The 23,776-nt window shown below is 64.4% G+C and carries 34 protein-coding genes; 8 read left to right on the top strand and 26 right to left on the bottom strand.

What is annotated here, in order from left to right; all coding sequences use genetic code 11:
• Positions 1 to 9: 9 nt before the first annotated feature.
• The 6 genes from atpA to ACSQ9E_RS27095 are packed head-to-tail and all read right to left on the bottom strand — an operon-like array spanning position 10 to position 4,364.
• Positions 10 to 1,563, bottom strand: a complete 1,554-nt coding sequence (atpA, locus tag ACSQ9E_RS27070) for a F0F1 ATP synthase subunit alpha (RefSeq protein WP_057203533.1) — start codon at positions 1,561 to 1,563, stop codon at positions 10 to 12.
• Positions 1,564 to 1,605: 42 nt separating this feature from the next.
• On the bottom strand, positions 1,606 to 2,148 hold the full coding sequence (locus ACSQ9E_RS27075; RefSeq protein ID WP_436176509.1) for a F0F1 ATP synthase subunit delta: 543 nt from the start codon (positions 2,146 to 2,148) through the stop codon (positions 1,606 to 1,608).
• Between the two features lie 10 nt (positions 2,149 to 2,158).
• Positions 2,159 to 2,629, bottom strand: coding sequence for a F0F1 ATP synthase subunit B (locus ACSQ9E_RS27080; RefSeq protein ID WP_007847746.1), 471 nt, complete (start codon positions 2,627 to 2,629; stop codon positions 2,159 to 2,161).
• A gap of 34 nt (positions 2,630 to 2,663) precedes the next feature.
• Entirely contained in the window at positions 2,664 to 2,933 is a 270-nt protein-coding gene (gene atpE / locus ACSQ9E_RS27085; protein ID WP_007847749.1) for a F0F1 ATP synthase subunit C, read from the bottom strand.
• A gap of 59 nt (positions 2,934 to 2,992) precedes the next feature.
• Positions 2,993 to 3,871, bottom strand: coding sequence for a F0F1 ATP synthase subunit A (atpB, locus tag ACSQ9E_RS27090; RefSeq protein WP_057203531.1), 879 nt, complete (start codon positions 3,869 to 3,871; stop codon positions 2,993 to 2,995).
• A gap of 19 nt (positions 3,872 to 3,890) precedes the next feature.
• Positions 3,891 to 4,364, bottom strand: a complete 474-nt coding sequence (locus ACSQ9E_RS27095) for an ATP synthase subunit I (protein ID WP_436219659.1) — start codon at positions 4,362 to 4,364, stop codon at positions 3,891 to 3,893.
• A 274-nt stretch (positions 4,365 to 4,638) separates the two neighbouring features.
• On the opposite strand from ACSQ9E_RS27095, the gene ACSQ9E_RS27100 reads away from it, so the two are divergent.
• From ACSQ9E_RS27100 to ACSQ9E_RS27120, 5 genes are all read left to right on the top strand, one after another.
• A complete protein-coding gene (locus tag ACSQ9E_RS27100) occupies positions 4,639 to 4,959 on the top strand; it encodes a YbeD family protein (protein ID WP_436219660.1) in 321 nt (106 codons plus the stop codon).
• A 61-nt stretch (positions 4,960 to 5,020) separates the two neighbouring features.
• Complete coding sequence (gene lipB / locus ACSQ9E_RS27105) at positions 5,021 to 5,659, top strand: lipoyl(octanoyl) transferase LipB (RefSeq protein ID WP_369819474.1); 639 nt, start codon at positions 5,021 to 5,023, stop codon at positions 5,657 to 5,659.
• Between the two features lie 14 nt (positions 5,660 to 5,673).
• The gene (lipA, locus tag ACSQ9E_RS27110) at positions 5,674 to 6,654 is read left to right on the top strand and encodes a lipoyl synthase (RefSeq protein ID WP_057203528.1); all 981 of its coding nucleotides are present in this window, start codon (positions 5,674 to 5,676) and stop codon (positions 6,652 to 6,654) included.
• A gap of 30 nt (positions 6,655 to 6,684) precedes the next feature.
• Positions 6,685 to 7,389: an AraC family transcriptional regulator gene (locus ACSQ9E_RS27115; RefSeq protein WP_436219661.1), complete on the top strand. Its 705-nt coding sequence runs from the start codon at positions 6,685 to 6,687 to the stop codon at positions 7,387 to 7,389.
• A 67-nt stretch (positions 7,390 to 7,456) separates the two neighbouring features.
• Complete coding sequence (locus ACSQ9E_RS27120) at positions 7,457 to 8,290, top strand: DMT family transporter (RefSeq protein WP_057265561.1); 834 nt, start codon at positions 7,457 to 7,459, stop codon at positions 8,288 to 8,290.
• Here ACSQ9E_RS27120 and ACSQ9E_RS27125 read toward each other — a convergent pair.
• From ACSQ9E_RS27125 to ACSQ9E_RS27150, 6 genes are read right to left on the bottom strand one after another with little or no spacing between them, the layout of a single operon-like run.
• Positions 8,256 to 9,533, bottom strand: a complete 1,278-nt coding sequence (locus ACSQ9E_RS27125) for an MFS transporter (RefSeq protein ID WP_436219662.1) — start codon at positions 9,531 to 9,533, stop codon at positions 8,256 to 8,258. The two genes, ACSQ9E_RS27120 and ACSQ9E_RS27125, sit on opposite strands and share 35 nt — an antisense overlap.
• 53 nt (positions 9,534 to 9,586) lie before the next feature.
• On the bottom strand, positions 9,587 to 11,344 hold the full coding sequence (gene ptsP, locus ACSQ9E_RS27130) for a phosphoenolpyruvate--protein phosphotransferase (protein ID WP_057203524.1): 1,758 nt from the start codon (positions 11,342 to 11,344) through the stop codon (positions 9,587 to 9,589).
• A 48-nt stretch (positions 11,345 to 11,392) separates the two neighbouring features.
• Entirely contained in the window at positions 11,393 to 11,662 is a 270-nt protein-coding gene (locus tag ACSQ9E_RS27135; RefSeq protein WP_436176505.1) for an HPr family phosphocarrier protein, read from the bottom strand.
• A complete protein-coding gene (locus ACSQ9E_RS27140; RefSeq protein WP_057203522.1) occupies positions 11,631 to 12,080 on the bottom strand; it encodes a PTS sugar transporter subunit IIA in 450 nt (149 codons plus the stop codon). The genes ACSQ9E_RS27135 and ACSQ9E_RS27140 overlap by 32 nt, the downstream gene beginning before the upstream one ends.
• Positions 12,077 to 13,327, bottom strand: coding sequence for an MFS transporter (locus tag ACSQ9E_RS27145; RefSeq protein ID WP_436219663.1), 1,251 nt, complete (start codon positions 13,325 to 13,327; stop codon positions 12,077 to 12,079). Before ACSQ9E_RS27145 ends, ACSQ9E_RS27140 begins: the two co-directional genes overlap by 4 nt.
• Positions 13,324 to 13,860, bottom strand: coding sequence for a hypothetical protein (locus ACSQ9E_RS27150; RefSeq protein WP_436219664.1), 537 nt, complete (start codon positions 13,858 to 13,860; stop codon positions 13,324 to 13,326). Before ACSQ9E_RS27150 ends, ACSQ9E_RS27145 begins: the two co-directional genes overlap by 4 nt.
• Before the next feature lie 173 nt (positions 13,861 to 14,033).
• Here ACSQ9E_RS27150 and ACSQ9E_RS27155 point away from each other — a divergent pair, with 173 nt between their 5' ends.
• A complete protein-coding gene (locus ACSQ9E_RS27155; protein ID WP_179682411.1) occupies positions 14,034 to 14,537 on the top strand; it encodes a TlpA disulfide reductase family protein in 504 nt (167 codons plus the stop codon).
• Positions 14,538 to 14,615: 78 nt separating this feature from the next.
• On the opposite strand, the gene ACSQ9E_RS27160 is transcribed toward ACSQ9E_RS27155, so the two are convergent.
• The gene (locus ACSQ9E_RS27160; RefSeq protein WP_057203518.1) at positions 14,616 to 15,071 is read right to left on the bottom strand and encodes a c-type cytochrome; all 456 of its coding nucleotides are present in this window, start codon (positions 15,069 to 15,071) and stop codon (positions 14,616 to 14,618) included.
• 167 nt (positions 15,072 to 15,238) lie between these two features.
• On the opposite strand from ACSQ9E_RS27160, the gene ACSQ9E_RS27165 reads away from it, so the two are divergent.
• Together ACSQ9E_RS27165 and ACSQ9E_RS27170 are read left to right on the top strand one after the other, a co-directional pair.
• Positions 15,239 to 15,907: a cytochrome b/b6 domain-containing protein gene (locus tag ACSQ9E_RS27165; RefSeq protein ID WP_057265569.1), complete on the top strand. Its 669-nt coding sequence runs from the start codon at positions 15,239 to 15,241 to the stop codon at positions 15,905 to 15,907.
• A 47-nt stretch (positions 15,908 to 15,954) separates the two neighbouring features.
• Positions 15,955 to 16,446 (top strand): GNAT family N-acetyltransferase, encoded by a 492-nt coding sequence (locus ACSQ9E_RS27170; RefSeq protein WP_057265571.1) that lies wholly within the window; start codon positions 15,955 to 15,957, stop codon positions 16,444 to 16,446.
• A gap of 48 nt (positions 16,447 to 16,494) precedes the next feature.
• Here ACSQ9E_RS27170 and ACSQ9E_RS27175 read toward each other — a convergent pair whose 3' ends face one another.
• The 13 genes from ACSQ9E_RS27175 to tuf all read right to left on the bottom strand — a co-directional run bounded on the left by ACSQ9E_RS27175 (position 16,495) and on the right by tuf (position 23,746).
• Positions 16,495 to 17,001, bottom strand: a complete 507-nt coding sequence (locus tag ACSQ9E_RS27175) for a peroxiredoxin (RefSeq protein WP_436219665.1) — start codon at positions 16,999 to 17,001, stop codon at positions 16,495 to 16,497.
• Positions 17,002 to 17,134: 133 nt separating this feature from the next.
• Positions 17,135 to 17,404, bottom strand: coding sequence for a 30S ribosomal protein S17 (gene rpsQ, locus ACSQ9E_RS27180; protein WP_007847796.1), 270 nt, complete (start codon positions 17,402 to 17,404; stop codon positions 17,135 to 17,137).
• Positions 17,405 to 17,413: 9 nt separating this feature from the next.
• On the bottom strand, positions 17,414 to 17,608 hold the full coding sequence (rpmC, locus tag ACSQ9E_RS27185; RefSeq protein ID WP_057203514.1) for a 50S ribosomal protein L29: 195 nt from the start codon (positions 17,606 to 17,608) through the stop codon (positions 17,414 to 17,416).
• Between the two features lie 16 nt (positions 17,609 to 17,624).
• Entirely contained in the window at positions 17,625 to 18,041 is a 417-nt protein-coding gene (rplP, locus tag ACSQ9E_RS27190) for a 50S ribosomal protein L16 (protein WP_007847799.1), read from the bottom strand.
• Positions 18,042 to 18,043: 2 nt separating this feature from the next.
• Positions 18,044 to 18,928: a 30S ribosomal protein S3 gene (gene rpsC, locus ACSQ9E_RS27195; RefSeq protein WP_057203513.1), complete on the bottom strand. Its 885-nt coding sequence runs from the start codon at positions 18,926 to 18,928 to the stop codon at positions 18,044 to 18,046.
• Positions 18,929 to 18,942: 14 nt separating this feature from the next.
• Positions 18,943 to 19,275, bottom strand: a complete 333-nt coding sequence (gene rplV / locus ACSQ9E_RS27200; RefSeq protein ID WP_007847806.1) for a 50S ribosomal protein L22 — start codon at positions 19,273 to 19,275, stop codon at positions 18,943 to 18,945.
• Positions 19,276 to 19,284: 9 nt separating this feature from the next.
• On the bottom strand, positions 19,285 to 19,560 hold the full coding sequence (gene rpsS / locus ACSQ9E_RS27205) for a 30S ribosomal protein S19 (protein WP_027997031.1): 276 nt from the start codon (positions 19,558 to 19,560) through the stop codon (positions 19,285 to 19,287).
• Positions 19,561 to 19,570: 10 nt separating this feature from the next.
• Positions 19,571 to 20,395 carry a 50S ribosomal protein L2 gene (rplB, locus tag ACSQ9E_RS27210; RefSeq protein ID WP_007847814.1) on the bottom strand — a complete coding sequence of 275 codons (825 nt, stop codon included), beginning with the start codon at positions 20,393 to 20,395 and terminating at the stop codon, positions 19,571 to 19,573.
• Positions 20,396 to 20,397: 2 nt separating this feature from the next.
• Positions 20,398 to 20,712 (bottom strand): 50S ribosomal protein L23, encoded by a 315-nt coding sequence (gene rplW, locus ACSQ9E_RS27215; protein ID WP_010467173.1) that lies wholly within the window; start codon positions 20,710 to 20,712, stop codon positions 20,398 to 20,400.
• Positions 20,709 to 21,329: a 50S ribosomal protein L4 gene (rplD, locus tag ACSQ9E_RS27220; protein ID WP_057203512.1), complete on the bottom strand. Its 621-nt coding sequence runs from the start codon at positions 21,327 to 21,329 to the stop codon at positions 20,709 to 20,711. The genes rplW and rplD overlap by 4 nt, the downstream gene beginning before the upstream one ends.
• Complete coding sequence (gene rplC, locus ACSQ9E_RS27225) at positions 21,329 to 22,003, bottom strand: 50S ribosomal protein L3 (RefSeq protein WP_057203511.1); 675 nt, start codon at positions 22,001 to 22,003, stop codon at positions 21,329 to 21,331. The genes rplD and rplC overlap by 1 nt, the downstream gene beginning before the upstream one ends.
• Before the next feature lie 211 nt (positions 22,004 to 22,214).
• Positions 22,215 to 22,526: a 30S ribosomal protein S10 gene (rpsJ, locus tag ACSQ9E_RS27230; protein WP_005796953.1), complete on the bottom strand. Its 312-nt coding sequence runs from the start codon at positions 22,524 to 22,526 to the stop codon at positions 22,215 to 22,217.
• Between the two features lie 29 nt (positions 22,527 to 22,555).
• Positions 22,556 to 23,746, bottom strand: a complete 1,191-nt coding sequence (tuf, locus tag ACSQ9E_RS27235; protein WP_436219666.1) for an elongation factor Tu — start codon at positions 23,744 to 23,746, stop codon at positions 22,556 to 22,558.
• Positions 23,747 to 23,776: the final 30 nt, after the last annotated feature.

Genomic DNA, 23,776 nt, shown 5'->3' on the forward strand with positions numbered 1-23,776 from the left:
TCGTCCGGTTTAAGCGAACGACTTCTTGAACGCGGCGACGGCAGCGGTCAATTCGGCTTCAGCGTCCTTGTCCATGGCCTTGGCCTGTTCCAGCTTGGCCAGCAGTGCGGCGTGGCTGGTCTTCAGGAACTGGTGCAGGCCGTGTTCGAAGTCGAGAACCTTCTTGACGTCGATGTCGTCCATGAAGCCCTTGTTCACAGCGAACAGCGTGGCACCCATCAGCGAGATGGGCAGCGGGCTGTACTGTGCCTGCTTGAGCAGTTCGGTCACGCGGGCACCGCGGTCCAGCTGCTTGCGGGTGGCTTCGTCCAGGTCGGAAGCGAACTGCGCGAACGCAGCCAGTTCACGGTACTGGGCCAGGTCGGTACGGATACCGCCGGACAGGTTCTTCACCAGCTTGGTCTGGGCGGCACCACCGACGCGCGACACCGAGATACCGGCGTTGATGGCGGGGCGGATACCGGCGTTGAACAGGCTGGTTTCCAGGAAGATCTGGCCGTCCGTGATCGAGATCACGTTGGTAGGAACGAAGGCGGACACGTCGCCGGCTTGCGTTTCGATGATGGGCAGTGCCGTCAGCGAACCGGTCTTGCCCTTGACTTCACCCTTGGTGAAGGCTTCGACGTAATCGGCATTCACGCGGGCTGCGCGCTCGAGCAGGCGGCTGTGGAGATAGAACACGTCGCCGGGGTAGGCTTCGCGGCCTGGTGGGCGGCGCAGCAGCAGCGAAACCTGGCGGTAGGCCACGGCCTGCTTGGACAGGTCGTCATAAACGATCAGGGCGTCCTGGCCGCGGTCGCGGAAGTACTCGCCCATCGTGCAGCCCGAGTAGGCCGACACGTACTGCATGGCTGCCGATTCGGAGGCCGATGCGGCCACCACGATCGTGTAGTCCATGGCACCGGCTTGTTCCAGCGCGCGCACCACGTTCTTGATCGACGAAGCCTTCTGGCCGATGGCGACGTAGATGCAACTGACGCCCTGGCCCTTCTGGGCGATGATGGCGTCGATCGCGACAGCCGTCTTGCCGGTCTGGCGGTCACCGATGATCAGTTCGCGCTGGCCACGGCCCACAGGCACCATGGAGTCGATGGACTTCAGGCCGGTCTGCAGGGGCTGGTCCACCGATTTACGGGCGATAACGCCCGGAGCGACCTTTTCGATCACGTCGGTGAGCTTGGCGTTGATGGGGCCCTTGCCGTCGATGGGCTGGCCCAGGGCGTTCACCACGCGGCCAATCAGCTCGGGGCCGACCGGCACTTCCAGAATGCGGCCCGTGCACTTGACGGTGTCGCCTTCGGAGATATGTTCGTACTCACCCAGAATCACGGCGCCGACGGAGTCGCGCTCGAGGTTCAGGGCCAGGCCGTAGGAGGGCTGGCCGTCCTTGGTGGCAGGGAACTCGAGCATTTCACCGGCCATCACGTCCGACAGGCCGTGCACGCGCACGATACCGTCAGACACGGACACCACGGTACCCTGGTTGCGGATATCGCTGCTGGCGGCCAGACCTTCGATGCGGCTCTTGATGAGTTCAGAAATTTCTGCGGGATTGAGTTGCATGACTCTTTCCTTCTTTCTTTGGTTCGCTGTCCTCGCCGCGCGTTACGCGGTGAGGGCCGCTTTCATTTGTTCAAGACGGGCCTTGACCGAAGTGTCCAGCACCTCGTCACCCACCACTACGCGAATGCCACCGATCAGGGACGCATCCAGCTGAACGGTGAGGTTGAGCTTGCGGCCAAAGCGCTTTTCCAGCGCCGAGCCGACCTCAGCCAGTGCAGCGGCATCCATCGGAAAGGCGCTGTGCACCACGGCGTCCGAAGAGCCGCTGCGGCGATTCACGAGGGCACGAAACTGCGCAGCGACTTCCGGCAGCGCCTGCAGGCGCCCGTTGTCGATGACCGTGCGCAGGAAGTTCTTGGCCGTATCGGACAGCGCCGAACGCGCAACACCCGTGACGACGGCAAACACCTGGTCTGCCGTCACCTTGGGGCTGTCTGCCAGCTGGCGCAACTGGGGGTTGGCGGCAATCGCCGCCAGTTCATCGACCCAGTCAGCGGTGCTGGCCAGGTCCATGCCCGCACCCGCAGTAGCGGCCTTGAACAGGGCTTCGGCGTAAGGGCGGGCAATGGTGGCGAGTTCAGCCATGTGTGTCCCCTTACAGCTCGGTCTTCAGGCGGTTGAGCAGGTCGGCGTGAACGCCGGCATTGACTTCCTTGCGGAGAATCTGCTCAGCACCCTTGACGGCCAGCGCAGCGACCTGCTCACGCAGGGCTTCGCGGGCTTGCACCGTTTGCTGTTCGGCTTCGGCACGGGCGGAGGCAACGATCTTGTTGCCCTCTTCCGTGGCGCGTGCCTTGGCTTCTTCGATGATGGCCTGGGCACGTCGGTCGGCGTCCGCAAGACGCGAGGCCGTTTCGTTGCGTGCCTGTGACAGTTCCTTCTCGACGCGCTGGTTGGCAGCGGTCAGTTCGGACTTGGCACGGTCGGCAGCAGCGAGGCCTTCGGCGATTTTCTGGGCTCGTTCATCCAACGCCTTCGCGATCGGGGGCCACACGAATTTCATCGTGAACCACACCAGGATCAGGAAGACGATGGCCTGAATGAACAGGGTCGCGTTGATACTCACGGCAACACCTTTCTAGAGTGGCGTTGGGTGGGAATTACTTGGGCAGGTTGGCCAAGAACGTGGAAGCGAAGGGGTTGGCGAAAGCGAACAGCAGGGCGATGGCCACGCCGATCAGGAAAGCCGCATCGATCAGACCGGCCAAGATGAACATCTTGGTTTGCAGTTCGTTGATCAGCTCAGGCTGACGGGCCGACGATTCGAGGAACTTGCCACCCATCAGTGCGATACCGATGGAAGCGCCGATAGCGCCGAGGCCAACGATCAGACCACAAGCCAGAGCGACGAGACCGAGAATGTTTTCCATGATGACTCCTGAGTTAAAAAAAGAAAGGTTGAAAAGGAAAGAGAAACGAAAGGGAACCGTTAGTGCGCGTTGTGCGCCTGACCGAGGTAGATCAGCGCAAGCATCATGAAGATGAAGGCTTGCAGCGAGATCACCAGAATGTGGAACAGCGTCCAGATGGTGCCAGCAATGATGTGGCCCACAGGCAGCAGCACACCCGACAGCGACAGTGCAGCCGCACCACCCATCAGGGCGATGAGCATGAACACCAGTTCGCCGGCGTACATGTTGCCGAACAACCGCATGCCATGCGAGACGGTGTTGGCGACATATTCAATGACCTGCATCAGCAGGTTGATCACGCCCAGGATCAGGGCGAAGATGGGATTCTTGCTGGTGCCGAACGGGGCCGACACGAGTTCGTGCGCCCAGCCGCCAGCGCCCTTGATCTTCACGCTGTACCAGAAGCGCAGGATCAGGATGGCGAATGCCAGGCCCAGGGTGGTGGACAGGTCGGCCGTGGGCACGACGCGCAGGTAGGCATGGTGCGGATCGTGGCCGGCAGCACCGTAGATCTGGGCCCAGATGGCGGGCAGCAGGTCCACCGGCAGCATGTCCATGAAGTTCATCATGAAGATCCAGACGAACACCGTCAGACCCAGGGGAGCGATGAACTTGCGGCTCTCGGCGTTGTGGATGTTGGCCTTGGCCTGGTTGTCCACCATCTCGACCAGCATTTCCACCGCCGCCTGGAAGCGGCCGGGCACGCCGGAGGTTGCCTTACGGGCAGCTGACCACAGGATCAAAAGCGTGAGGGCACCCAGAACCAAACCCACGATGATCGAGTCATAGTTGATGACCGTGAAGTCAACAATCTTGGTCTGGTTGACGTTTTGAAGATGCTGCAGGTGGTGAACGATGTATTCACTTGCAGTCGGAGCGTGCGCTTCTGCGGCCATCGGACAACTCTTCTCTATATCAATCGGTTTTTCGGACACCAGGCCGCACCAGAAGCGCGACCCAATACGTTTTCATCGTGACCACCATGCCCGCCAGCAAGGCAAGCCAGACCAACCCCGGCACAGCCCAGGGGGCCACAGCCAGCAGCGCGACGGTGAACACGATCTTGGCCATCTCCCAGCCAAAGAACCCCGCCATGGAGGCGCCTGCATTTCCAGACGCCATCTGGCGCGACATACCGCGGGCGAACAATGCGGCCGGAGCCACCACTGCAAGCGCGCCGTAGGCGGCAGACCAGCCCACTTCGGCCCTGCCCGTCAGCCCCCAGGCCACCAGGGCCACGAGCACGCCGACAAGCGCCTGACCCGCCACCACCTTCCACATCGAGACGGGAGGGTTGCGGCTGCGCCACTGGTCCGCTTCCTGCGCGGACAAGGGCTTGAAGTCAGAATCTTCAGCCTCAGTTTCTGTCTCAGGGGCGATTGTTTTCATTGTTGGTAACGCCCATGTTACAGACTGCAAATTTCACAAAGCCTCTAATTATAAGTAAAAACCCGTGGCGAACGACAAAGACCTGCAATCAGGGTCTGAAAGGGGGGTGCGCGCCAGCACCTCTGTGGTGACCCACCAACGCCCGCCATGGTGCGGCAGCCCCGGTTATGCACCAAAAAGGCGCGCAGCTGTATGACACATCCACGCCGACCCGAAGGGCTTGCCGCACAATGGCCCCGCCTGCACCGCCACCGAAAAATCGAAGCTCCTGCATATGACGTCCTCTCCTTTGCCACCGAACCTCACCATCCTCGACTCGGCCGCTGCGGATGCCCGCAAGGACTCGCTGATCGAGTACCCCTCGCAGTTTCCGATAAAGGTCATGGGGGCCAAGGTCGACGGCTTCGTGCACGCGATCACCGAACTGGCCCGCCAGTACGATCCGACTTTCGACCCCGCCACCATTGAACTGCGCGACAGCAGCAAGGGCAATTACCTCGGAGTTACTGTCACCATCACGGCCACCAGCCGCGAGCAGCTCGACGACCTGTACCGCGCGCTGTCATCGCACCCCCTGGTCAAGGTCGTGCTGTAAGGCCGTGACCATCGATCTGCGCACGCTCGGGCGGGTGGACTATGCCGCCACGGTGCAGGCCATGCAGGCCTACACGGCCACACGCACGGCCGACACGCCCGATGCCCTGTGGCTGTGCGAACACGACGCGCTCTACACGCAAGGCCTGGCGGGCAAGAGCGACCACCTGCTCAACCCCGGAGCGATTCCGGTGGTGCCCACCAACCGGGGTGGCCAGGTCACCTTCCACGGGCCGGGCCAGGTGGTGGCCTACCCGCTCATCGACCTGCAGCGCGCGGGCTACTACGTCAAGGAATATGTTTACCGGCTGGAAGAAGCGCTGATCCGCACGCTGGCGCACTTCGGCGTCACGGGCCACCGCGTGGCCGGCGCGCCCGGCATCTACGTGCGCCTGGATGACCCGCACAGCCACGCCCTGCTGCCCCAGCGCCCGCAAAAACGCGAAGGCCAGGCGGCACCCGAACCCAACTTCGAGGGCCTCGGGAAGATCGCCGCTTTAGGCATCAAGGTCAGCCGCCACAGCACCTACCACGGCGCCGCGCTGAACGTGGCGATGGACCTGGAACCCTTCGGCCGCATCAACCCTTGCGGCTACGCGGGACTGCGAACCGTGGACCTTTCTACAATCGGGGTCCAAACCACCTGGGAAGAAGCCGCGCAGGTGCTGGGCCAGCAGCTCGGCATCCGCCTGTCTCCCTGAACCGCCTACAAGCCATGAGCACCACCGACGTCGTCCGCGAAGCGCAGTCCACCGAAGCCTACAACCCGCTGGCCAAGCAGAAGGCTGCGGCCAAGCTGTCGCGCATTCCGATCAAGGTGGAACAGGGCGAAGTGCTCAAGAAGCCCGACTGGATCCGCGTGAAGGCCGGCTCGCCCACCACGCGCTTCTACGAGATCAAGGACATCCTGCGCCAGAACAATCTGCACACGGTGTGCGAAGAGGCCTCCTGCCCGAACATCGGCGAGTGCTTCGGCAAGGGCACAGCCACCTTCATGATCATGGGCGACAAGTGCACGCGCCGCTGCCCCTTCTGCGACGTGGGCCACGGCCGCCCCGACCCGCTGGACAAGGACGAGCCGCTGAACCTGGCCAAGACCATCGCGCAGCTGCGCCTGAAGTACGTGGTGATCACCAGCGTCGACCGAGACGATCTGCGCGATGGCGGCAGCGGCCACTTCGTGGAATGCATCCAGAACATCCGCGAGCTCTCGCCACTCACCCAGATCGAGATCCTGGTGCCCGACTTCCGCGGCCGCGATGACCGTGCGCTCGAGATCCTGAAGGCCGCGCCGCCCGACGTGATGAACCACAACCTGGAAACCGCGCCGCGCCTGTACAAGGAAGCGCGCCCGGGCTCCGACTACCAGTTCAGCCTGAACCTGCTCAAGAAGTTCAAGGCCCTGCACCCCAAGGTGCCGACCAAGAGCGGCATCATGGTGGGCCTGGGCGAGACGGACGAAGAGATCCTGCAGGTGATGCGCGACATGCGCGCGCACGACATCGACATGCTGACCATCGGCCAGTACCTGTCGCCCAGCAGCAGCCACCTGCCCGTGCGCCGCTATGTGCACCCCGACACCTTCAAGATGTTCGAGCAAGAGGCCTACAAGATGGGCTTCAGCCACGCCGCCGTGGGCGCCATGGTGCGCAGCAGCTACCACGCCGACCAGCAGGCGCACGCCGCCGGCGTGTAAGCACTGCCGCAGCGCCAACGCGCACACGCCATGGACACCGCCGGCTCGCTCTCGCTGCGCCGGTACGGCGCCTCCCCCGGCAGCCACAGCCATGGACACTTCCAGGTGCTGCTGGGCCTGGCCGGCGCGCTCGACCTGGAGGTCGACGGACGCGGCATGCGCGTGGCCATCGGCGGCGGCTGCGTCATCGCGCCAGGTGCACACCACGATTTCGAGGCCAGCGGCGGCAGCCTGTGCCTGGTGCTGGACAGCAGCGACATGGGCTGGGCCCACTGCACCGCCCCTGCGCTGCAGACAGCGCTACCGCCCCCGACGCTGACCCTGGCCCGCTACCTTGCCAGCGCCCTGCAGCAAGGCCGCCCCCTGGCCCAGGTCCACGGCCCCGCCCTGCTGCTGGAGGCCTGGCTACCCTGCTCCCGGATACCGGCCCCAGCGGAAGATGCCAGTGCACGCCGCCGTGCCATCGACTGGCCGGCGTTGCGCCAATGGGCCGCCCGGCATTGGCACCAGCCGCTGTCGGTGGCGGACATGGCGCAGCAGGTGCACCTGAGCCCCAGCCAGTTCGCGGCGCGCTGCCGCGCGGAGCAAGGCCAGGGCGCCATGGCCTGGCTGCGCAGCCAGCGGCTCGGGCATGCCCAGTTGCTGCGCGCGGGCGGCATGGCCGTGGCCGAGGTGGCGCGCCGCACGGGCTACCGCTCGCCATCGGCCCTGACGGCGGCGCTGCGCCGGGGCTGATCCCGGACCGCAGGGCGGCGACGATGCTCCGTCGTTGCGCGATGCCCAGCGCGCTTACAGTGCCCGCATGCAAGCCAACTTCTATGCCCTGGGCGCCATCGCGCTGTGGGCCTCCCTCGCCTCGCTGGGCGTTTCGCTCGCCCATGTGCCGCCGTTCCTGCTGACGGGCATTGCCCTCATCATCGGCAGCATTCCTGCCTGGCCCTTCGTGCTGCGCGACCCGTCGCAGTGGCGCATTCCGCTGCGCACGCTGGCACTGGGGGTGTATGGCCTCTTCGCCTACCACTTCCTGCTGTTCATCGCGCTGCGCAACGCACCGCCGGTGGAGGCCAACCTGGTCAACTACCTGTGGCCGCTGTTCATCGTGGTGCTGTCGCCCGTGGTGCTGCCGGGCATCCGGCTGCGCTGGCCGCATGTGCTGGCGGCACTGCTGGGCTTTGGCGGCGCGGCCATCGCCATCGTGGGCGGGCGCGAATTGAGCGGCACCCTGGCCTGGGGCTATGTACCAGCCTTCGCGGCGGCGCTGATCTGGGCCACCTATTCGCTGATGACCAAGCGCGTGGCGGCCTTTCCGACCACGGCCATCGGCCTGTTCGGCCTGGTCTCGGGCGTGCTCTCGCTGCTGTGCCACGTGGCGCTAGAGCCTGCGGCCACCCTCGCACCGCGCGACTGGCTGCTGCTGGCCGTGATGGGCCTGGGGCCGCTCGGTGCCTCGTTCTTCCTCTGGGATAAGGCGCTCAAGCTCGGCGATGCGCGGCACATCGGCATCCTGAGCTACATCACGCCGCTGGCCTCGACCGCCTTGCTGATCGTGGTGAGCGGTCGTGCGTTCAGCAGGAGCATCGCGCTGGCCACGGCCTTGATCATCAGTGCGGCCATCCTCGGCGTACGGGCGAAGTAGAGGCCTCCCCGCGCACCCTGCGCAATCGCAGGAAGAGCCAGGCGGTGACGCAGAGGTTCAGCAGGTTCCAGCCGATGCCGTTGAGGAAGGCGGCGTGGTAGCTGCCGGTGACGTCGAAGATAAAGCCCGACAGCCAGCCGCCCAGGGCCATGCCCACGAGCGTGGCCATGATGACGGCGCCGACCCGCACGCTCGCCTGTGCGGGCGCGAAGTGCTCGCGCACGATGATGGCGTAGGTCGGCACGATGCCGCCCTGGAACAGGCCGAACAGCGCGGAGATCACGTACAGCGGCACCAGGCCGTCATAGGGCAAAAATAGCAGCAGGGCGATGCCCTGCAGCGCAGACCCCAGCAGCAAGGTGCGGATGCCACCGATGCGGTCGCAGATCAGCCCGAAGACCAGCCGGCTCACGATGCCGCAGGCCAGCATGAGCGACAGCATCTGCGCACCCTGGGCGGCGCCGAAGCCCAGGTCGGTGCAATAGGCCACGATGTGGACCTGTGGCATGGCCATGGCGACGCAGCACGCCACACCGGCCACGCACAGCAGCGCCATCGCGGCGCCAGGCGGCAGGCCGAAGGGACGCGTGTGGTCCACAGCGGCAGCCTGGGCTCCATCCGCCACGGCCTGGATGGCCGGCGGGCGCTGGCGCATGCGCAGCGACAGCGCGAGCATGCCCAGGCCGCAGACGACCCCCAGTGCCATGTAGGTCGGCCTCCAGCCGACGGTGTCGACACCGTACTGCACGATGGGCGGCCAGACCGCGCCCGCCACATAGTTGCCGCTGGCGCACACCGCCACCGCAATGCCGCGCCGCCGGTTCCACCACAGCGCCGTGTCGGCCAGCAGGGGGGCAAAGGTGGCCGAGCTGCCGATGAAGCCCATCACCGCGTGCGCCAGGCCGAAGGCCCATATGCTGCCGGAAAAGGCCGCGCCCACAAAGCCGCCGAGCACGGCCAGCGCGCCCAGCCAAAGCACGGGCGTGAGGCCATGGCGGTCCGCCAGCCTGCCCGTGAGCAGCCCGCCCAGGCCCAGGCAGACCATCATCAAGGTGTAGGGCAGCGACGCGCTGGCACGGCCAACGCCGAACTCGCTTTGCACGGCCGGGAGCACGACCGACACGACATACATGCTGCTGTTGCCCAGCACCACCAGGCCCAGGGTGACCAGCAGGCGCTGCAAGGCCTGGCGCGAGTCGATGAGGGACGCGTCTGCGGGGGCTGCTACCGGGGTATGGGCCAAATCGACCTCCAGCGCTTTTCCAGCGAGCGCTGGTAGCTATTGATTCAAGAGTTCTAGGATGCCAGCAAGGCCGCAGGCTCTTCGCCGTCGAGCACCTGCAGCGCCCAGGGTACGAGCTTGCGCGTGTCGGCGCGCAGGATTTCCTGCTTGACGGCCAGGATCTGCGCGGGGTGCATGGAAAAACTGCGCAGGCCCAGGCCCAGCAGCAGGCGTGTCATGGTCACGTCGCCGGCAGTCTCGCCGCAGACGCAGACGCTCTTGCCCTGGCGCTCGCCTTCGGCGATCACGTCGGCCACCAGGCGCAGCACGGCCGGGTGCACCGGGTCGTACAGGTGCGCCACCGCCTCGTCGGCCCGGTCGATGGCCAGGGTGTACTGGATCAGGTCATTGGTGCCGATGGACAGAAAATCGAAGTAGCGCAGGAAGGTGCGCACCATCAGCGCCGCCGCCGGCACCTCGATCATGGCGCCCAGCTGGATCGGGCCGTAGGGCTCGCCCCGGGCGTCGAGCTCGGCGCGCGCCAGCTCCACCTGGGCCAGGGTCTGGTGGATTTCGTTGGTGTGCGCCAGCATGGGGAACAGCAGGTTCACCTTGCCATGCGCCGCCGCACGCAGCACGGCGCGCAGCTGGGTGCGGAACATGGCCGGGTCGGCCAGGCTCCAGCGGATGGCGCGCAAGCCCAGTGCGGGGTTCAGGTGCGTGTCCTTGTGGACCTTGTTGTCCAGTGGCTTGTCGGCCCCCACGTCGATGGTGCGGATGGTGACCGGCAGGCCCTGCATGCCGTCCAGGGCCTCGCGGTAGGCGCGGTACTGCTCGTCCTCGCCCGGCAGGTTGCCGGTGCGCCCCATGAACAGGAATTCACTGCGGAACAGGCCCACACCCACGGCGCCGGCGCGCACCGCACCCACGGCATCGCCGGGCTGCTCGATGTTGGCCAGCAGTTCGATGCGGTGGCCGTCGATGGTGACGGCCGGCGTGTGCCGCAGGCGCGACAGGCGCTCGCGTTCGAGCTCGGTCTGGCGTTGGCGAAAGCCGTATTCGGCCAGGATGATGGGCGAGGGGTCGACGATGATCACGCCGGCATCGCCGTCGATGATGACCCAGTCGTCCTGGCGCACCAGTTGACTGGCCGCGCGCGCGCCGACCACGGCGGGAATGTCCATGCTGCGCGCGACGATGGCGGTGTGCGAGGTCTTGCCGCCCACGTCGGTCACGAAGCCGGCGAACACGCTCTGCTTGAACTGCAGCATGTCGGCTGGCGACAGGTCGTGCGCCACCAGCACCAGGGGTACGTCCACCGTGTCGTCGAGCAGCAGGTCCTGCTGGGTCTTGCGGCGCGGGCTGCTGGCCGGCGGGGCCACGGGGCTGGCCACGCCCTTCATGTAGCGCAGGATGCGCTCGACCACCTGCTCCAGGTCGGCCTTGCGCTCGCGCAGGTACTCGTCCTCCATCTCGTCAAACTGGCGCGCAATCACTTCGAGCTGGGTGGTGAGCGCCCACTCTGCGTTGTACAGGCGCTCGGTGATCCAGTGCTTGACGCCACCGGTGAGGGCCTCGTCCTGCAGCAGCATCAGGTGCACGTCGAGCAGCGCGGTGAGTTCGTGCGGGGCGTCGGCGGGCATGTCGGTCTGCAGGCGCTGCAGCTCCTCGACCACCGCATTGCGGCCCTGGCGCACGCGCTCGATCTCGGCCGGTATCTGCTCGGGCTGTATGAAGTAGTGGGCCACGTCCACGCGGCTCGAAGCCACGAGCACGGCACGGCCGATGGCAATGCCGCGTGCCACCGCCAGACCGTGGACGGCAAAGGTCATCGGGAATCCCTTTCTAGATCCGGCGTTGCTGTTGCGGCCATGGCGCGCTTACTCGCCTTCGCCGAACTTGTCAGCGATCAGCGCCAGCAGGGCATCCATCGCCTCCTGCTCGCGCTCGCCATTCGTCTCCACCTCGACCTCGGTGCCGATACCGGCAGCCAACATCATGACCCCCATGATGCTCTTGGCATTGATGCGGCGGTCGCCACGGCTCATGAAAACGTCGCAGGGGAAGCTGCCGGCCAGCTTGGTGAGCTTGGCCGAGGCGCGGGCGTGCAGGCCCAGTTTATTGCTGATGGTCGTACGAGTCTTGATCATGTCGGTTGCGTCGGGACTGGTTCTGCGGCGCGGCGATGGCCACCTGCATCACCCCTTGCGTGCCGCCCACCACCGCGCGGGTGACGACCGAATCAAGGGGCTCTGCACGGTAGCTCACGGCACGCAGCAGCATCGGAAGATTGACCCCTGTGACCAAACGCGAGCGCACACCGTCCACCAGGCGCTGCGCCACGTTGCAGGGGGTGGCGCCGAACACGTCGGTCAGCACCAGGGTGGAGTCGGGCCCCAATTGCTCCAGCAGGATACGCGCCTGGGCCAGGGACTCCTCGGGCCGCTCATTGGGCTGCACATCGAGTGCGGCCACGCTGTCGCCACAGTCGGCAAACACGTGCAGCACACATTCGCGCAGGGCATGTGCCAAAGGGGCGTGGGCGATGATCAGGATGCTGGTGCTCATGGGACAGAGGTTTGAAGCGCATTATGGCGCTGCCCCCGCAGGGCGAACCAGAGGTAGGACCCCGTGTTGCACACCAGGAACACCCCCATGGCCGCCTGGAACGAGGCCGTCGTGGACAGGCCGGCGGCGGCAAATGCATCCACCGCCAGGCCAATGCCCCACTGCACCACGAACACGCCGGCAAAGATCACCAGGTTGAAGGCCGACAGCGCACGCCCCGCCAGGGCCTGCGGAAAGGCCATGCCCACTGCCGGTTGCGAGAGCGAAACGAAGGTGCACGACACGCAGAACAGTGCCCACGCCGCGCCCCCCGCCGCAGGCCCGGCGACGATGATAGCCAGCAGGATGAGAAGGGACAGCGGCAGGCCCGCGAGGATGAGCCGGTCGGCCCCGAGGCCGTGGCGCAGCAGCCAGGGGTTGACCATGCCCCAGGTCCAGAAGGTGCACAGCATGGAAAGGTTGATCCAGAAGAGGCCGGTGGCCGACTCGAGCGCGCTGTAGCCGGCCACCTGCTGCATCCAGGGGCCCGCCCACAGGGTCTGCATGGCCACCATGCCGCCGTAGACGAAGAAGCCCAGCGGGGCCATGCGCTGAAAGTACGGATGGCGCCAGACCATGGCGTAGCCCCCCGGCGCGGGCGAGGCACCGGCACCCGCAACCGGGGTGGCCGCATGCCAGCGCGGCACCCATAGCGCAATGCCCACCATGGCCACGCCGATCAGCACGGCCAGCCCCCAGAACAGCGGGCGCCAGCCCACCAGCGGCACGGCCCACTGCACCGGCAGGGTGGAGGCCACCATGCCCAGCGAGCCCGTCATCAGCATCCAGGAGTTGGCGCGCATCTGCGCCGTGGCATCGAACCAGCGGCGGTAGCCGGTAAGCGGCGCCATCAGGCAGGCGCTCACGCCCGCGCCGCACAGCACGCGCCCCGCCAGCAGGCCCGAGAACCCCGTGGCCATCGAGAACACCAGGCAGCCGGCGACAGCCACGCCCAGAAATCCGAGCAGCACCTTTTGCGGGCCATGCCGGTCCAGCCAGGTACCGAGCGGCAACTGCGTGGCAGAAAATCCCAGGAAGTAGCCGCCCGCCAGCAGACCCAGGTCGCTGGCGTGCAGCGTGAACTCCTGCGACAGCGTGGGCGCCAGCGTGGCCGTGACGGCGCGCAGCAGGGCCGAGAGGAAGTAGGCGAACGCGAAGGCCAGGAAGACGATGACGGCCGCGCGCCGTGGCAGCACACTGGCGCTCATGGCAACACCAGCCCGCTAAAGAAGGTATCGGCCACCTCGGGGCGGGGCCTGGGTGTATAGACCACGGCGTGGTACAGCTGCATCTGCGGCCCCACGGTGCGGGCAAACCAGACCGCCTGCGCGGTGACGGCCTGCCCATCGGGCCCCTTCCCCTGGGCCACGGTGCGCACCGATTGGGGCAGCGGCAGGGCATTGCGGGGCACAAACGGAACCTCGCTGGCCTGGGCCTGCGCTCCACCCAGGCGCGCCAGCACGGCCGCGCGCCAGTGGGCCAGCGCCACGCCGGTCTGCGCCGGGTCGGCCAGCGTGGCGTGGGACACGGCAAAGGTCGCGCCGTCGGCCTCGCAGCCGACCATGGACAGGTCGACCGGCGTGCCCGCCAGCTCCACCTTGCGCGTGGCATGGTCGGGCTTGCAGGGCAGCGTGATGGTGAGGGCGGCTTCGGGCAGGGCCACGCTGCGCCAGTTGAGTGCCGGGCTGCATGCGGCCAGTCCCAAGAGGGCGCTGGCGGCGCCGGTCAATGTCCAGTTCATGGGCCCATTATCGGCAGTGGCCGGATATTTCGTGCGCGGAGCCCGGGAAGGGAGAACTTTTGCACCGACCCGCACTCCATCACCGCAGTGGACAGGCCAGCCGGCAGGCGGGAGCCTTGTCCGGCACAATACCGTGCGGGTTGGAGCCCGCACTTCCGGGATGGGATGACGCCATGGGTATCAAGCAATGGGCAGCAGGGGCAGCGGTGGTGGCTTTTGCCGCCGTGGGCGCCTACGTGTACCTGGACACGGGCCGCTCTGCGGCGCCCGAGTCCACTTTCGTGCTGCTTGACGGCTCGCGCCAATCGACGGCCGACCTGCGCGGCAAGGTGACACTGGTGAACTTCTGGGCCACGAGCTGCACCACCTGCGTGGCCGAGATGCCCGAGATCATTGCCACCTACAAGAAATACCAGCCCAAGGGCTTCGAAACACTGGCCGTGGCCATGAGCTACGACCCGCCGAGCTACGTGGTGAACTTTGCCGAAACGCGCAAGCTGCCCTTTAAGGTGGCCATCGACAACACCGGCGCCGTGGCCCAGGCCTGGGGCGACGTGCGGCTCACGCCCTCGACCTTCATCGTCAACAAGCGCGGCGAGATCGTGAAGACCTATGTGGGCGCCCCCAACTTCCCGGAACTGCACCAGTTGATCGAGAAGCTGCTCGCCGAGACCTGAACGGGTCTCTCGCAACGCAAAAAAGCCTCTTCTATCTGGAAGAGGCTTTTTGCTTTGGGGCCGCTGCAGCGGCCGGCTTCACTTGGCGCGGTAGTTGTCGTGGCAGGCCTTGCAGGAATTGGCGGCCGAGCCGAAGGCAGTCTTCAGGTTGTCAAGGTTGCCGGTCTTGGCGGCTGCGGCGAGCTTGACGGTCTCGGCTTCCAGCTTGTCGGAATGCTCCTTGAACTTGGCCTGTTGGGTCCAGATCTCTGGCAGCGCCTTGGTCGGTGCACCCTTGTCGGTGCCGGCACCGAAAGCGGCCCAGGGCAGCTTGGCCATTTCGGCGACCACGTCCGCATTTTCCTGCGCCGCCTTGGCGTCGAAGGGGATGCGGCCATTGGCCATGGCACCCAGGCGTCCGAAATGCTGGCCCATCACGAACAGCGCGCTCTGGCGGTATTTGATGGCGTCTTCGGGTTTGGCAAACTGGGCAGATGCGGGCGCCGACAGGGTGACGACGGCCGCGGCAAAGGCGACTACAGCGAGGGTTTTCATCGGATGTTTCCTTTTATCGTGGGGAGCAAAAACCAACCAGCCGCCGCCAGTATGCCGCTTTGCGGCGGTTTTGGCATGCCTGCCGGTGCGCGTTGGCGGCGCCGGCCATCTCGCGCACAATGCGGCCAACGACACCCCCACGACACGGCAAGCGCCGGACCACGACCATGACACACACCGTCCGCATCTGGGATCTGCCCACCCGCCTCTTCCACTGGGCCCTGGCCGCCAGCGTGATCGCCCTGGTGGTCACCGCCAAGGTGGGCGGCAACGCCATGGTCTGGCACCTGCGCCTGGGCTATGTGGTGCTGGCGCTGCTGGTCTTTCGCCTGGTATGGGGCCTGGTGGGCGGGCGCTGGTCGCGGTTTGGCGCCTTCCTGTACTCGCCGGTGCGTCTGGTGCGCTACCTGCGCGGAGCGGGCCACCCCGAGGACGGTGTGGGCCACAGCCCACTGGGCGCGCTCTCGGTCTTCGCCCTGCTTGCGGTGCTGGTGGCACAAGTGGGCACCGGCCTGCTCAGCGACGATGAGATCGCCTTTTCAGGGCCGCTGACCCGCTTTGTCTCCAATGCGGTCGTGGGCCAGGCCACGGGTTACCACAAGGAGATCGGCCAGTACCTGGTGCTGGGCCTGGTGGCGTTGCATGTCCTGGCCATCGGTTTCTATGTGCTGGTGCGCAAGCACCGGCTGGTGGCGCCCATGCTGCATGGTGACAAGGAATTGCCCCAGCCCGTGGCGCCATCTCGCGACGACCTCGCCACCCGCGCCCTGGCCCTGGTCGCACTGGGTGTGGGCGCTGGAGTGGCGTGGTGGGTGTCCACCCTGAGCGCGTTCTGAGTGCGAGCCGCTACACTGCGGATTCCTGCATTTCCTGAATTCGCGCCTTGGACAAGCCTGCCGTCACCTTGCTGAACCCGTCGTCTGCCGCCGAGATGGAGACGGTCCGCGAGATTTTCCGAGAGTATGCCGCGACCCTGGGGGTGGACCTTGCGTTCCAGGATTTCGAGGCCGAGCTGGCCAGCCTGCCGGGCGACTACGCTGCCCCACGCGGGCACCTGCTGCTGGCCCAGGTGGATGGCGCCATCGCCGGTTGCTGCGCCCTGCGGCCGCTGGATGCTGCCGACTACCCCAATGCCAGCGAGATGAAGCGCCTGTACGTGCGCAAGGCCTTCCGCGGCTTCGGCCTGGGCCGCGAGTTGGCCGAAGCCATGCTCGACCAGGCGCGCCGCGCGGGCTACGCCTGCGTGCTGCTCGATACGCTCGATGGCATGGAATCTGCCCGCGCGCTCTACACGGACCTGGGGTTCGAGGAGATTCCGCCCTACTACCACAACCCCATTGCAGGGTCGCACTACCTCAAGGCGGATATCTCCTGAACGCCGCCGGCCCCGTCGCAGCAGGTGCTGCCCAGGGCCGGAAGTGGATCACGCCTTGGCCTGGGCCAGCAGGGTGTCTGCGTCGCTGACTTCGAACTTGCCCGGGGCTTCGATGTTCAGCGTGACGACCTTGCCGTCGCGCACCAGCATCGAGTAGCGGTTGCTGCGCAGGCCCAGGCCCTTGCCATTGAGGTCCAGCGTCAGGCCGGTGGCCTTGGCGAAGGTGGCGTCGCCGTCACCGAGCATGCGCACCTTGCCATCGGTCTTCTGGTCGCGCGCCCAGGCGCCCATCACGAAGGCATCGTTCACGCTCACGCACCAGATCTCGTCCACGCCGGCGGCCTTGAACTCGTCCACCTTTTCCAGATAGCCGGGCACGTGCTTGGCCGAGCAGGTGGGCGTGAAGGCGCCGGGCAGTGCGAACAGGGCAATGGTCTTGCCCGCCGTGGCCTTGTCCACCGGCACCGGGTTCGGGCCAATGGAGCAGCCTTCGCCCTCGACTTCCGAGTATTCCATCAGGGTGCTGGCTGGCAGGGTGTCACCGACTTTGATCATTGATCTCTCCTAGGGTTGTTGGGGTGGTATCCGCATGCCCGGGGCAGAGCGCACAAAACGCAGGCCCCAAAAGCAAAACGACCCACATTGTGGGTCGTTTTGGAGGGCAGTGCTGCCAACAAGCCGGGAGGGCTTAGAGCAGGCCGGCCTTTTGCACCAAGCGGGTGGCAACCCAGTTCTTGGTCTTGGAGAGCGGACGGCTCTCGGTGATTTCGATCACGTCGCCCAGCTTGTACTCGCCATTTTCATCATGGGCGTGGTACTTGCTCGACTTGCCCACGATCTTGCCGTAGAGCTCGTGCTTCACACGGCGCTCGATCAGCACGGTCACGGTCTTCTGGCGCTTGTCGCTGACCACCTTGCCAATCAAGGTGCGCTTGAGGGATTTTTTAGCTTCCGTCATGTCGGCTCCTTACTTGGCGGCTTGCTTTTCAGCAAGGATGGTTTTTGCACGGGCGATATCGCGGCGGGTGGTACGCAGCGTGTTGGTGTTGGCCAACTGCTGGGTAGCCTTCTGCATGCGCAGGCCGAAGTGGGCCTTCTGCAGAGCCTTGATTTCGCCTTCGATGCCGGCAACGTCTTTTTGGCGCAGTTCAGTAGTCTTCATTGCTTGTTCTCCTGAATTACGAGCCAATGTGGCGGCTGACGAACGTGGTGCGCAGCGGCAGCTTGGCCGCAGCCAGGCGGAACGCTTCACGGGCCAGTTCTTCGGGCACGCCGACGATCTCGAACACGATCTTGCCGGGCTGGATCTCGGCCACGTAGTACTCGGGGTTGCCCTTACCGTTACCCATACGCACTTCTGCGGGCTTGGTAGAGATTGGCTTGTCCGGGAACACGCGGATCCAGATGCGGCCACCACGCTTCACGTGGCGGGAGATTGCACGGCGTGCAGCCTCGATCTGGCGGGCCGTCAGGCGGCCACGGTCGGTGCACTTCAGACCGAAATCACCGAAAGCAACGGAAGCACCCCGCGTTGCGACACCGGTGTTACGGCCCTTTTGCTCCTTGCGGTATTTGCGGCGAGCAGGTTGCAGCATACTTATTCTCCTTTTCCGTCCGCTGCTGTAGCGGGCGCGGCGACTTTGCGTACGCGCTTAACGGCGGTGTTATCAGCGCCACCAGCTTCCACTGGCTTGTCGCTGCCGTCGGCCGGACCGGTGTTCACACCGGCTGGACGACGTGGGCCTCCACGGCCAGCACCTGGACGGTCGCCACCTGGGCGGCCATCACGGCGTGGACCGCGTGGGCGGCGTTCTTCGTCTGGACGTGGGGTTTCCACGGCAGGCAGGTCGTTACGACCCAGCGTATCGCCCTTGTAGACCCAGACCTTGACGCCGATCACACCGTAGGTGGTCTTGGCTTCGGAGGTGCCGTAGTCGATGTCGGCGCGCAGCGTGTGAAGTGGCACGCGGCCTTCACGGTACCACTCGCAGCGGGCGATTTCGATACCGTTCAGACGGCCGGACGACATGATCTTGATGCCCTGGGCACCCAGACGCATGGCGTTCTGCATGGCGCGCTTCATGGCACGGCGGAACATGATCCGCTTTTCGAGCTGCTGCGTGATGCTGTCGGCGATCAGCTTGGCATCGATTTCGGGCTTGCGCACTTCTTCGATGTTCACTGCGACAGGCACGCCCAGGCGAAGAGCGAGTTCCTTCTTGAGGTTCTCGATGTCTTCACCCTTCTTGCCGATCACCACACCAGGACGAGCCGAGTAGATGGTGATGCGGGCGTTCTTGGCGGGGCGCTCGATCAGGATGCGCGACACGGCGGCGTTCTTGAGCTTGGCCTTCAGGTACTCGCGCACCTTGATGTCTTCGGCCAGCATGCCCGCGAAGTCGCGGTTGCTGGCGTACCAACGGCTGGACCAGTTGCGGCTGACCGCAAGGCGGAAGCCGGTAGGATGGATTTTTTGTCCCATAGTCTTCCGAGCCTTTAGTTGCCAACCGTCACGTACACATGGCACGTGGGCTTGCTGATGCGATTGCCGCGGCCTTTGGCGCGCGCGGTGAAGCGCTTGAGCGTGGTGCCTTGCTCGACGTAGATGGTCTTGACCTTCAGTTCGTCGATGTCAGCGCCGTCGTTGTGCTCAGCGTTGGCGATGGCGGACTCCAGAACCTTCTTGACGATTCCCGCAGCTTTTTTCTGCGTGAAGTTCAGGATGTTCAGAGCCTGGTCCACCTTCTTGCCGCGGATCAAGTCAGCGACCAGACGGCCCTTGTCGACCGACAGACGGACGCCCCGGAGGACTGCACGTGTTTCAGACATGGTCGTTCCTTATTTCTTGACTTTTTTGTCAGCGGGGTGACCCTTGAAGGTGCGCGTCAGGGCGAATTCGCCGAGCTTGTGGCCCACCATCTGGTCGGTAACGTAGACAGGTACGTGCTGCTTGCCGTTGTGCACGGCGATGGTCAGACCGATGAAATCGGGCAGAACCATGGAGCGACGCGACCAGGTCTTCACTGGCTTCTTATCCTTGGTGGCAACGGCCTTTTCGACCTTGGCCAGCAGGTGATGGTCAACAAATGGACCCTTTTTGAGAGAGCGAGTCATCTGTTACCCCTTACTTCTTGCGACGCGACACGATCATGATCTGTGTGCGCTTGTTGTTACGGGTGCGATAACCCTTGGTCAGATTGCCCCAAGGATCGACTGCATGGCGGCCTTCGCCGGTGCGGCCTTCGCCACCACCGTGAGGGTGATCCACTGGGTTCATGGCAACGCCGCGAACCGTAGGACGAATACCCATCCAGCGCTTCACACCGGCCTTGCCGAGTTGGCGCAGGCTGTGTTCTTCGTTGGCCACTTCGCCAATGGTGGCGCGGCATTCGATGTGGATCTTGCGCACTTCACCCGAGCGCATGCGCACTTGAGCGTAGGTACCTTCGCGGGCCAGCAGGGTTGCCGAAGCACCAGCCGAGCGGGCGATCTGAGCACCGGCACCGGGCTTGAGCTCGATGCAGTGGATGGTCGAACCCACAGGGATGTTGCGGATAGGCAGCGTGTTGCCAGCGCGGATCGGGGCTTCCGAACCGGACAGCAGGGTTGCGCCCACTTCCAGGTTGCGGGGAGCGATGATGTAGCGACGCTCGCCGTCGGCATAGCACACCAGAGCGATGTGGGCCGTACGGTTTGGATCGTACTCAATGCGCTCGACCTTGGCTGGAATGCCGTCCTTGTTGCGCTTGAAGTCCACCACACGGTAGTGGTGCTTGTGGCCACCGCCCTTGTGGCGGGTGGTGATGTGACCGTTGTTGTTACGGCCGGCCTTCTGGAACTGGGGTTCCAGCAGGGGGGCGTACGCTTCACCCTTGTACAGGTGGTCACGCGTGACCTTCACCACGGCACGTTGGCCGGGCGAAGTGGGTTTCATCTTGATGACAGCCATGATTACGCGGCCTCCCCGGAGAGGTTCAGCTCTTGACCTGGTTGCAGCGTGACATAAGCCTTGCGAACGTTGTCGCGGCGGCCGATGGTCTTGCCAAAACGCTTGGTCTTGCCTTTGGTGTTCACCACAGAAACGCCCTTGACCTCGACCTTGAACATCAATTCCACAGCGGCCTTGATTTCTGGCTTGGTTGCGTTCTGCAGCACCTTGAACGTCACAGCATTGGACTTCTCGGCAACCATGGTGGCCTTTTCGGACACGATGGGAGCGACCAGCACTTGCATCAGACGACCTTCGTCAAACTTGAGTGTGCTCATGCGAACATCTCCTTGAGTTTGTCGATTGCACCCTTGGTGACGAGCACTTTCTTGAAACGGACCAGCGACACGGGGTCGGCGTAACGGGGCTCGACGACGAGCACGTTCACCAGATTGCGCGAAGCCAGGTACAGGTTTTCGTCCACTTCCTCGGAGATCACCATCACCGATTGCAGGTTCATCGCCTTGAACTTGTCGGCCAGGACCTTGGTCTTGGGCGAGTCAAGCTTCAGCGAGTCGACCACCGCCAGACGGCCTTCGCGGGCCAGCTGCGAGAAAATCGCAGACATGCCGGCGCGGTACATCTTCTTGTTGATCTTTTGCGTGAAGTTTTCGTCAGGCATGTTCGGGAAAATCCGACCGCCCCCGCGCCACAGTGGCGACGAGGTCATACCTGCACGTGCGTTACCCGTACCCTTTTGCTTGAAAGGCTTCTTGGTCGAGTGGCGGACTTGTTCACGGTCCTTCTGCGCACGGGTGCCCTGGCGGGCGTTGGCTTGGTAAGCCACGACGATCTGGTGCACCAGATCTTCGTTGTATTCACGACCGAACACGGTCTCAGGAACGTCCAACTTGGACGCGCCCTGGCCTTGGTCATTCAGGAGTTCGAGCTGCATTAGTTCGCTCCTTTGGAGGCTTTGGCCTTGACCGCTGGACGCACCGTCACGAACCCACCCTTGGAGCCCGGAATAGCGCCCTTGATCAAGAGCAGTTGACGCGCTTCGTCGATGCGGATCACATCGAGGTTTTGCGTGGTCTTGGTGACATCGCCGAGGTGGCCCGTCATCCGCTTGCCAGGGAACACGCGGCCTGGATCCTGCGCCATACCAATGGAGCCGGGAACGTTGTGCGAACGGCTGTTACCGTGCGACGCGCGTTGCGACTTCATGTTGTGGCGCTTGATGGTGCCGGCGTAGCCTTTACCGATCGAGGTGCCTTGCACGTCGACCTTCTGGCCCACGGAAAACACGGACGTCACAACGACCGATGCGCCAGCTTGGTACTGGGCAGCGGTGTCGGCGGTCACGCGGAATTCCTGGATGATTTCACCGGCTTCCACACCTGCCTTGGCAAGGTGACCGGCTTCTGGCTTGGTCACGCGCGATGCTTTGCGCGAACCGAACGTGACCTGCAGGGCCACGTAGCCATCGTTCTCTTGGGTTTTGATCTGGGTTACGCGGTTGTTGGACACATCCACCACCGTGACAGGCACTGCGTCCCCGTCATCGGTGAACAGACGCATCATGCCCACCTTGCGACCCAGCAACCCGAGGGAGTTGCTCAGACTCATTTGTTTCTCCAAAACTTCCACCGCCGCAACTTCAATTGGCTGCGGCGTTGCACTCGCGTGCATGAAAGAGGGTTATTAAAACTTCGCCCCGCGTGCACCCAAGAGTGCACGCAAATAAAGCGAAGCCTTAAAGTATAACGCGAACTGCTTTTTCAAGCAAGTTCGCGTTGTTCGAGGCAATTCGAGGTGGCAAGCCACCTCGAAACAACCATTACTGCAGCTTGATTTCGACGTCCACGCCGGCAGGCAGGTCGAGCTTCATCAGGGCGTCAACCGTCTTGTCGGTAGGATCCACGATGTCCATCAGGCGCTGGTGCGTGCGGATTTCGAGCTGGTCGCGGCTGGTCTTGTTGACGTGCGGCGAGCGCAGGATGTCGAAACGCTTCATGCGCGTCGGCAGGGGCACGGGACCCTTGACGATGGCGCCGGTGCGCTTGGCGGTGTCAACGATCTCGGCAGCGGACTGGTCGATCAGCTTGTAGTCAAACGCCTTCAGGCGGATGCGGATTTTTTGCTTGGACATGTCAAGTTCCTTGTTGTTCTACTGAGCGATTAGGCGATGATCTTGGCCACGACGCCGGCGCCGACGGTACGGCCGCCTTCACGGATGGCGAAGCGCAGGCCTTCTTCCATGGCGATGGGGTTGATCAGCTTCACAGTGATCGACACGTTGTCGCCTGGCATGACCATTTCCTTGTCCGCTGGCAGCTCGATGGCGCCGGTGACGTCGGTCGTGCGGAAGTAGAACTGGGGACGGTAGTTGTTGAAGAACGGGGTGTGGCGGCCGCCTTCGTCCTTGCTCAGCACATACACTTCAGCCGTGAAGTGGGTGTGTGGCTTGATCGAGCCGGGCTTGCACAGCACTTGGCCGCGCTCCACGTCTTCACGCTTGGTGCCGCGCAGCAGCAGGCCAACGTTGTCGCCAGCCTGGCCCTGGTCCAGCAGCTTGCGGAACATTTCCACGCCGGTGCAGGTGGTCTTGACGGTGTCCTTGATGCCGACGATTTCGATTTCTTCGCCGACCTTGACGATACCGCGCTCGATACGGCCGGTCACCACGGTGCCGCGGCCAGAGATCGAGAACACGTCTTCCACTGGCATCAGGAAGGCGCCGTCCACAGCGCGCTCTGGCGTGGGGATGTAGTTGTCCAGTGCGTCGGCCAGCTTCATGATGGCTTCTTCACCCAGGACACCCTTGTCGCCTTCCAGGGCGAGCTTGGCGGAACCGCGGATGATCGGGGTGTCGTCGCCTGGGAAGTTGTATTTGTCCAGGAGTTCGCGCACTTCCATCTCGACGAGTTCCAGCAGCTCTTCGTCGTCCACCATGTCGCACTTGTTCAGGAACACGATGATGTAAGGAACACCCACCTGGCGGGCCAGCAGGATGTGCTCACGGGTCTGGGGCATGGGGCCGTCGGCGGCCGAGCACACCAGAATGGCGCCGTCCATCTGGGCAGCGCCGGTGATCATGTTCTTCACATAGTCGGCGTGGCCTGGGCAGTCCACGTGGGCGTAGTGGCGGTTGGCCGTTTCGTATTCCACGTGTGCGGTGTTGATCGTGATGCCGCGGGCCTTTTCTTCAGGTGCTGCGTCGATCTGGTCGTATGCCTTGGCTTCGCCGCCGAACTTGGAAGACAGCACCGTGGCGATGGCCGCCGTCAGGGTCGTCTTGCCATGGTCCACGTGGCCGATCGTGCCCACGTTGACGTGGGGCTTGGTGCGTTCGAATTTACCTTTTGCCATTTTTCAATTCTCCAAAGAGCGATGCCTGTG

The organism is Acidovorax sp. LjRoot118, from assembly GCF_964253575.1.
In the GTDB taxonomy this organism is placed as follows: Bacteria; Pseudomonadota; Gammaproteobacteria; order Burkholderiales; family Burkholderiaceae_C; genus Acidovorax.

Bases quoted from the DNA above. Each gene is read 5' to 3' on its own strand.
- atpA (WP_057203533.1), bottom strand. From the start codon at position 1,563: ATGCAACTCAATCCCGCAGAAATTTCTGAACTCATCAAGAGCCGCATC.
- ACSQ9E_RS27075 (WP_436176509.1), bottom strand. From the start codon at position 2,148: ATGGCTGAACTCGCCACCATTGCCCGCCCTTACGCCGAAGCCCTGTTC.
- atpE (WP_007847749.1), bottom strand. From the start codon at position 2,933: ATGGAAAACATTCTCGGTCTCGTCGCTCTGGCTTGTGGTCTGATCGTT.
- atpB (WP_057203531.1), bottom strand. From the start codon at position 3,871: ATGGCCGCAGAAGCGCACGCTCCGACTGCAAGTGAATACATCGTTCAC.
- ACSQ9E_RS27095 (WP_436219659.1), bottom strand. From the start codon at position 4,364: ATGAAAACAATCGCCCCTGAGACAGAAACTGAGGCTGAAGATTCTGAC.
- ACSQ9E_RS27100 (WP_436219660.1), top strand. From the start codon at position 4,639: ATGACGTCCTCTCCTTTGCCACCGAACCTCACCATCCTCGACTCGGCC.
- lipB (WP_369819474.1), top strand. From the start codon at position 5,021: ATGCAGGCCTACACGGCCACACGCACGGCCGACACGCCCGATGCCCTG.
- lipA (WP_057203528.1), top strand. From the start codon at position 5,674: ATGAGCACCACCGACGTCGTCCGCGAAGCGCAGTCCACCGAAGCCTAC.
- ACSQ9E_RS27115 (WP_436219661.1), top strand. From the start codon at position 6,685: ATGGACACCGCCGGCTCGCTCTCGCTGCGCCGGTACGGCGCCTCCCCC.
- ACSQ9E_RS27120 (WP_057265561.1), top strand. From the start codon at position 7,457: ATGCAAGCCAACTTCTATGCCCTGGGCGCCATCGCGCTGTGGGCCTCC.
- ptsP (WP_057203524.1), bottom strand. From the start codon at position 11,344: ATGACCTTTGCCGTCCACGGTCTGGCGGTGGCACGCGGCATTGCCATC.
- ACSQ9E_RS27135 (WP_436176505.1), bottom strand. From the start codon at position 11,662: ATGATCAAGACTCGTACGACCATCAGCAATAAACTGGGCCTGCACGCC.
- ACSQ9E_RS27140 (WP_057203522.1), bottom strand. From the start codon at position 12,080: ATGAGCACCAGCATCCTGATCATCGCCCACGCCCCTTTGGCACATGCC.
- ACSQ9E_RS27145 (WP_436219663.1), bottom strand. From the start codon at position 13,327: ATGAGCGCCAGTGTGCTGCCACGGCGCGCGGCCGTCATCGTCTTCCTG.
- ACSQ9E_RS27150 (WP_436219664.1), bottom strand. From the start codon at position 13,860: ATGAACTGGACATTGACCGGCGCCGCCAGCGCCCTCTTGGGACTGGCC.
- ACSQ9E_RS27155 (WP_179682411.1), top strand. From the start codon at position 14,034: ATGGGTATCAAGCAATGGGCAGCAGGGGCAGCGGTGGTGGCTTTTGCC.
- ACSQ9E_RS27160 (WP_057203518.1), bottom strand. From the start codon at position 15,071: ATGAAAACCCTCGCTGTAGTCGCCTTTGCCGCGGCCGTCGTCACCCTG.
- ACSQ9E_RS27165 (WP_057265569.1), top strand. From the start codon at position 15,239: ATGACACACACCGTCCGCATCTGGGATCTGCCCACCCGCCTCTTCCAC.
- ACSQ9E_RS27175 (WP_436219665.1), bottom strand. From the start codon at position 17,001: ATGATCAAAGTCGGTGACACCCTGCCAGCCAGCACCCTGATGGAATAC.
- rpsQ (WP_007847796.1), bottom strand. From the start codon at position 17,404: ATGACGGAAGCTAAAAAATCCCTCAAGCGCACCTTGATTGGCAAGGTG.
- rpmC (WP_057203514.1), bottom strand. From the start codon at position 17,608: ATGAAGACTACTGAACTGCGCCAAAAAGACGTTGCCGGCATCGAAGGC.
- rplP (WP_007847799.1), bottom strand. From the start codon at position 18,041: ATGCTGCAACCTGCTCGCCGCAAATACCGCAAGGAGCAAAAGGGCCGT.
- rpsC (WP_057203513.1), bottom strand. From the start codon at position 18,928: ATGGGACAAAAAATCCATCCTACCGGCTTCCGCCTTGCGGTCAGCCGC.
- rplV (WP_007847806.1), bottom strand. From the start codon at position 19,275: ATGTCTGAAACACGTGCAGTCCTCCGGGGCGTCCGTCTGTCGGTCGAC.
- rpsS (WP_027997031.1), bottom strand. From the start codon at position 19,560: ATGACTCGCTCTCTCAAAAAGGGTCCATTTGTTGACCATCACCTGCTG.
- rplB (WP_007847814.1), bottom strand. From the start codon at position 20,395: ATGGCTGTCATCAAGATGAAACCCACTTCGCCCGGCCAACGTGCCGTG.
- rplW (WP_010467173.1), bottom strand. From the start codon at position 20,712: ATGAGCACACTCAAGTTTGACGAAGGTCGTCTGATGCAAGTGCTGGTC.
- rplD (WP_057203512.1), bottom strand. From the start codon at position 21,329: ATGCAGCTCGAACTCCTGAATGACCAAGGCCAGGGCGCGTCCAAGTTG.
- rplC (WP_057203511.1), bottom strand. From the start codon at position 22,003: ATGAGTCTGAGCAACTCCCTCGGGTTGCTGGGTCGCAAGGTGGGCATG.
- rpsJ (WP_005796953.1), bottom strand. From the start codon at position 22,526: ATGTCCAAGCAAAAAATCCGCATCCGCCTGAAGGCGTTTGACTACAAG.
- tuf (WP_436219666.1), bottom strand. From the start codon at position 23,746: ATGGCAAAAGGTAAATTCGAACGCACCAAGCCCCACGTCAACGTGGGC.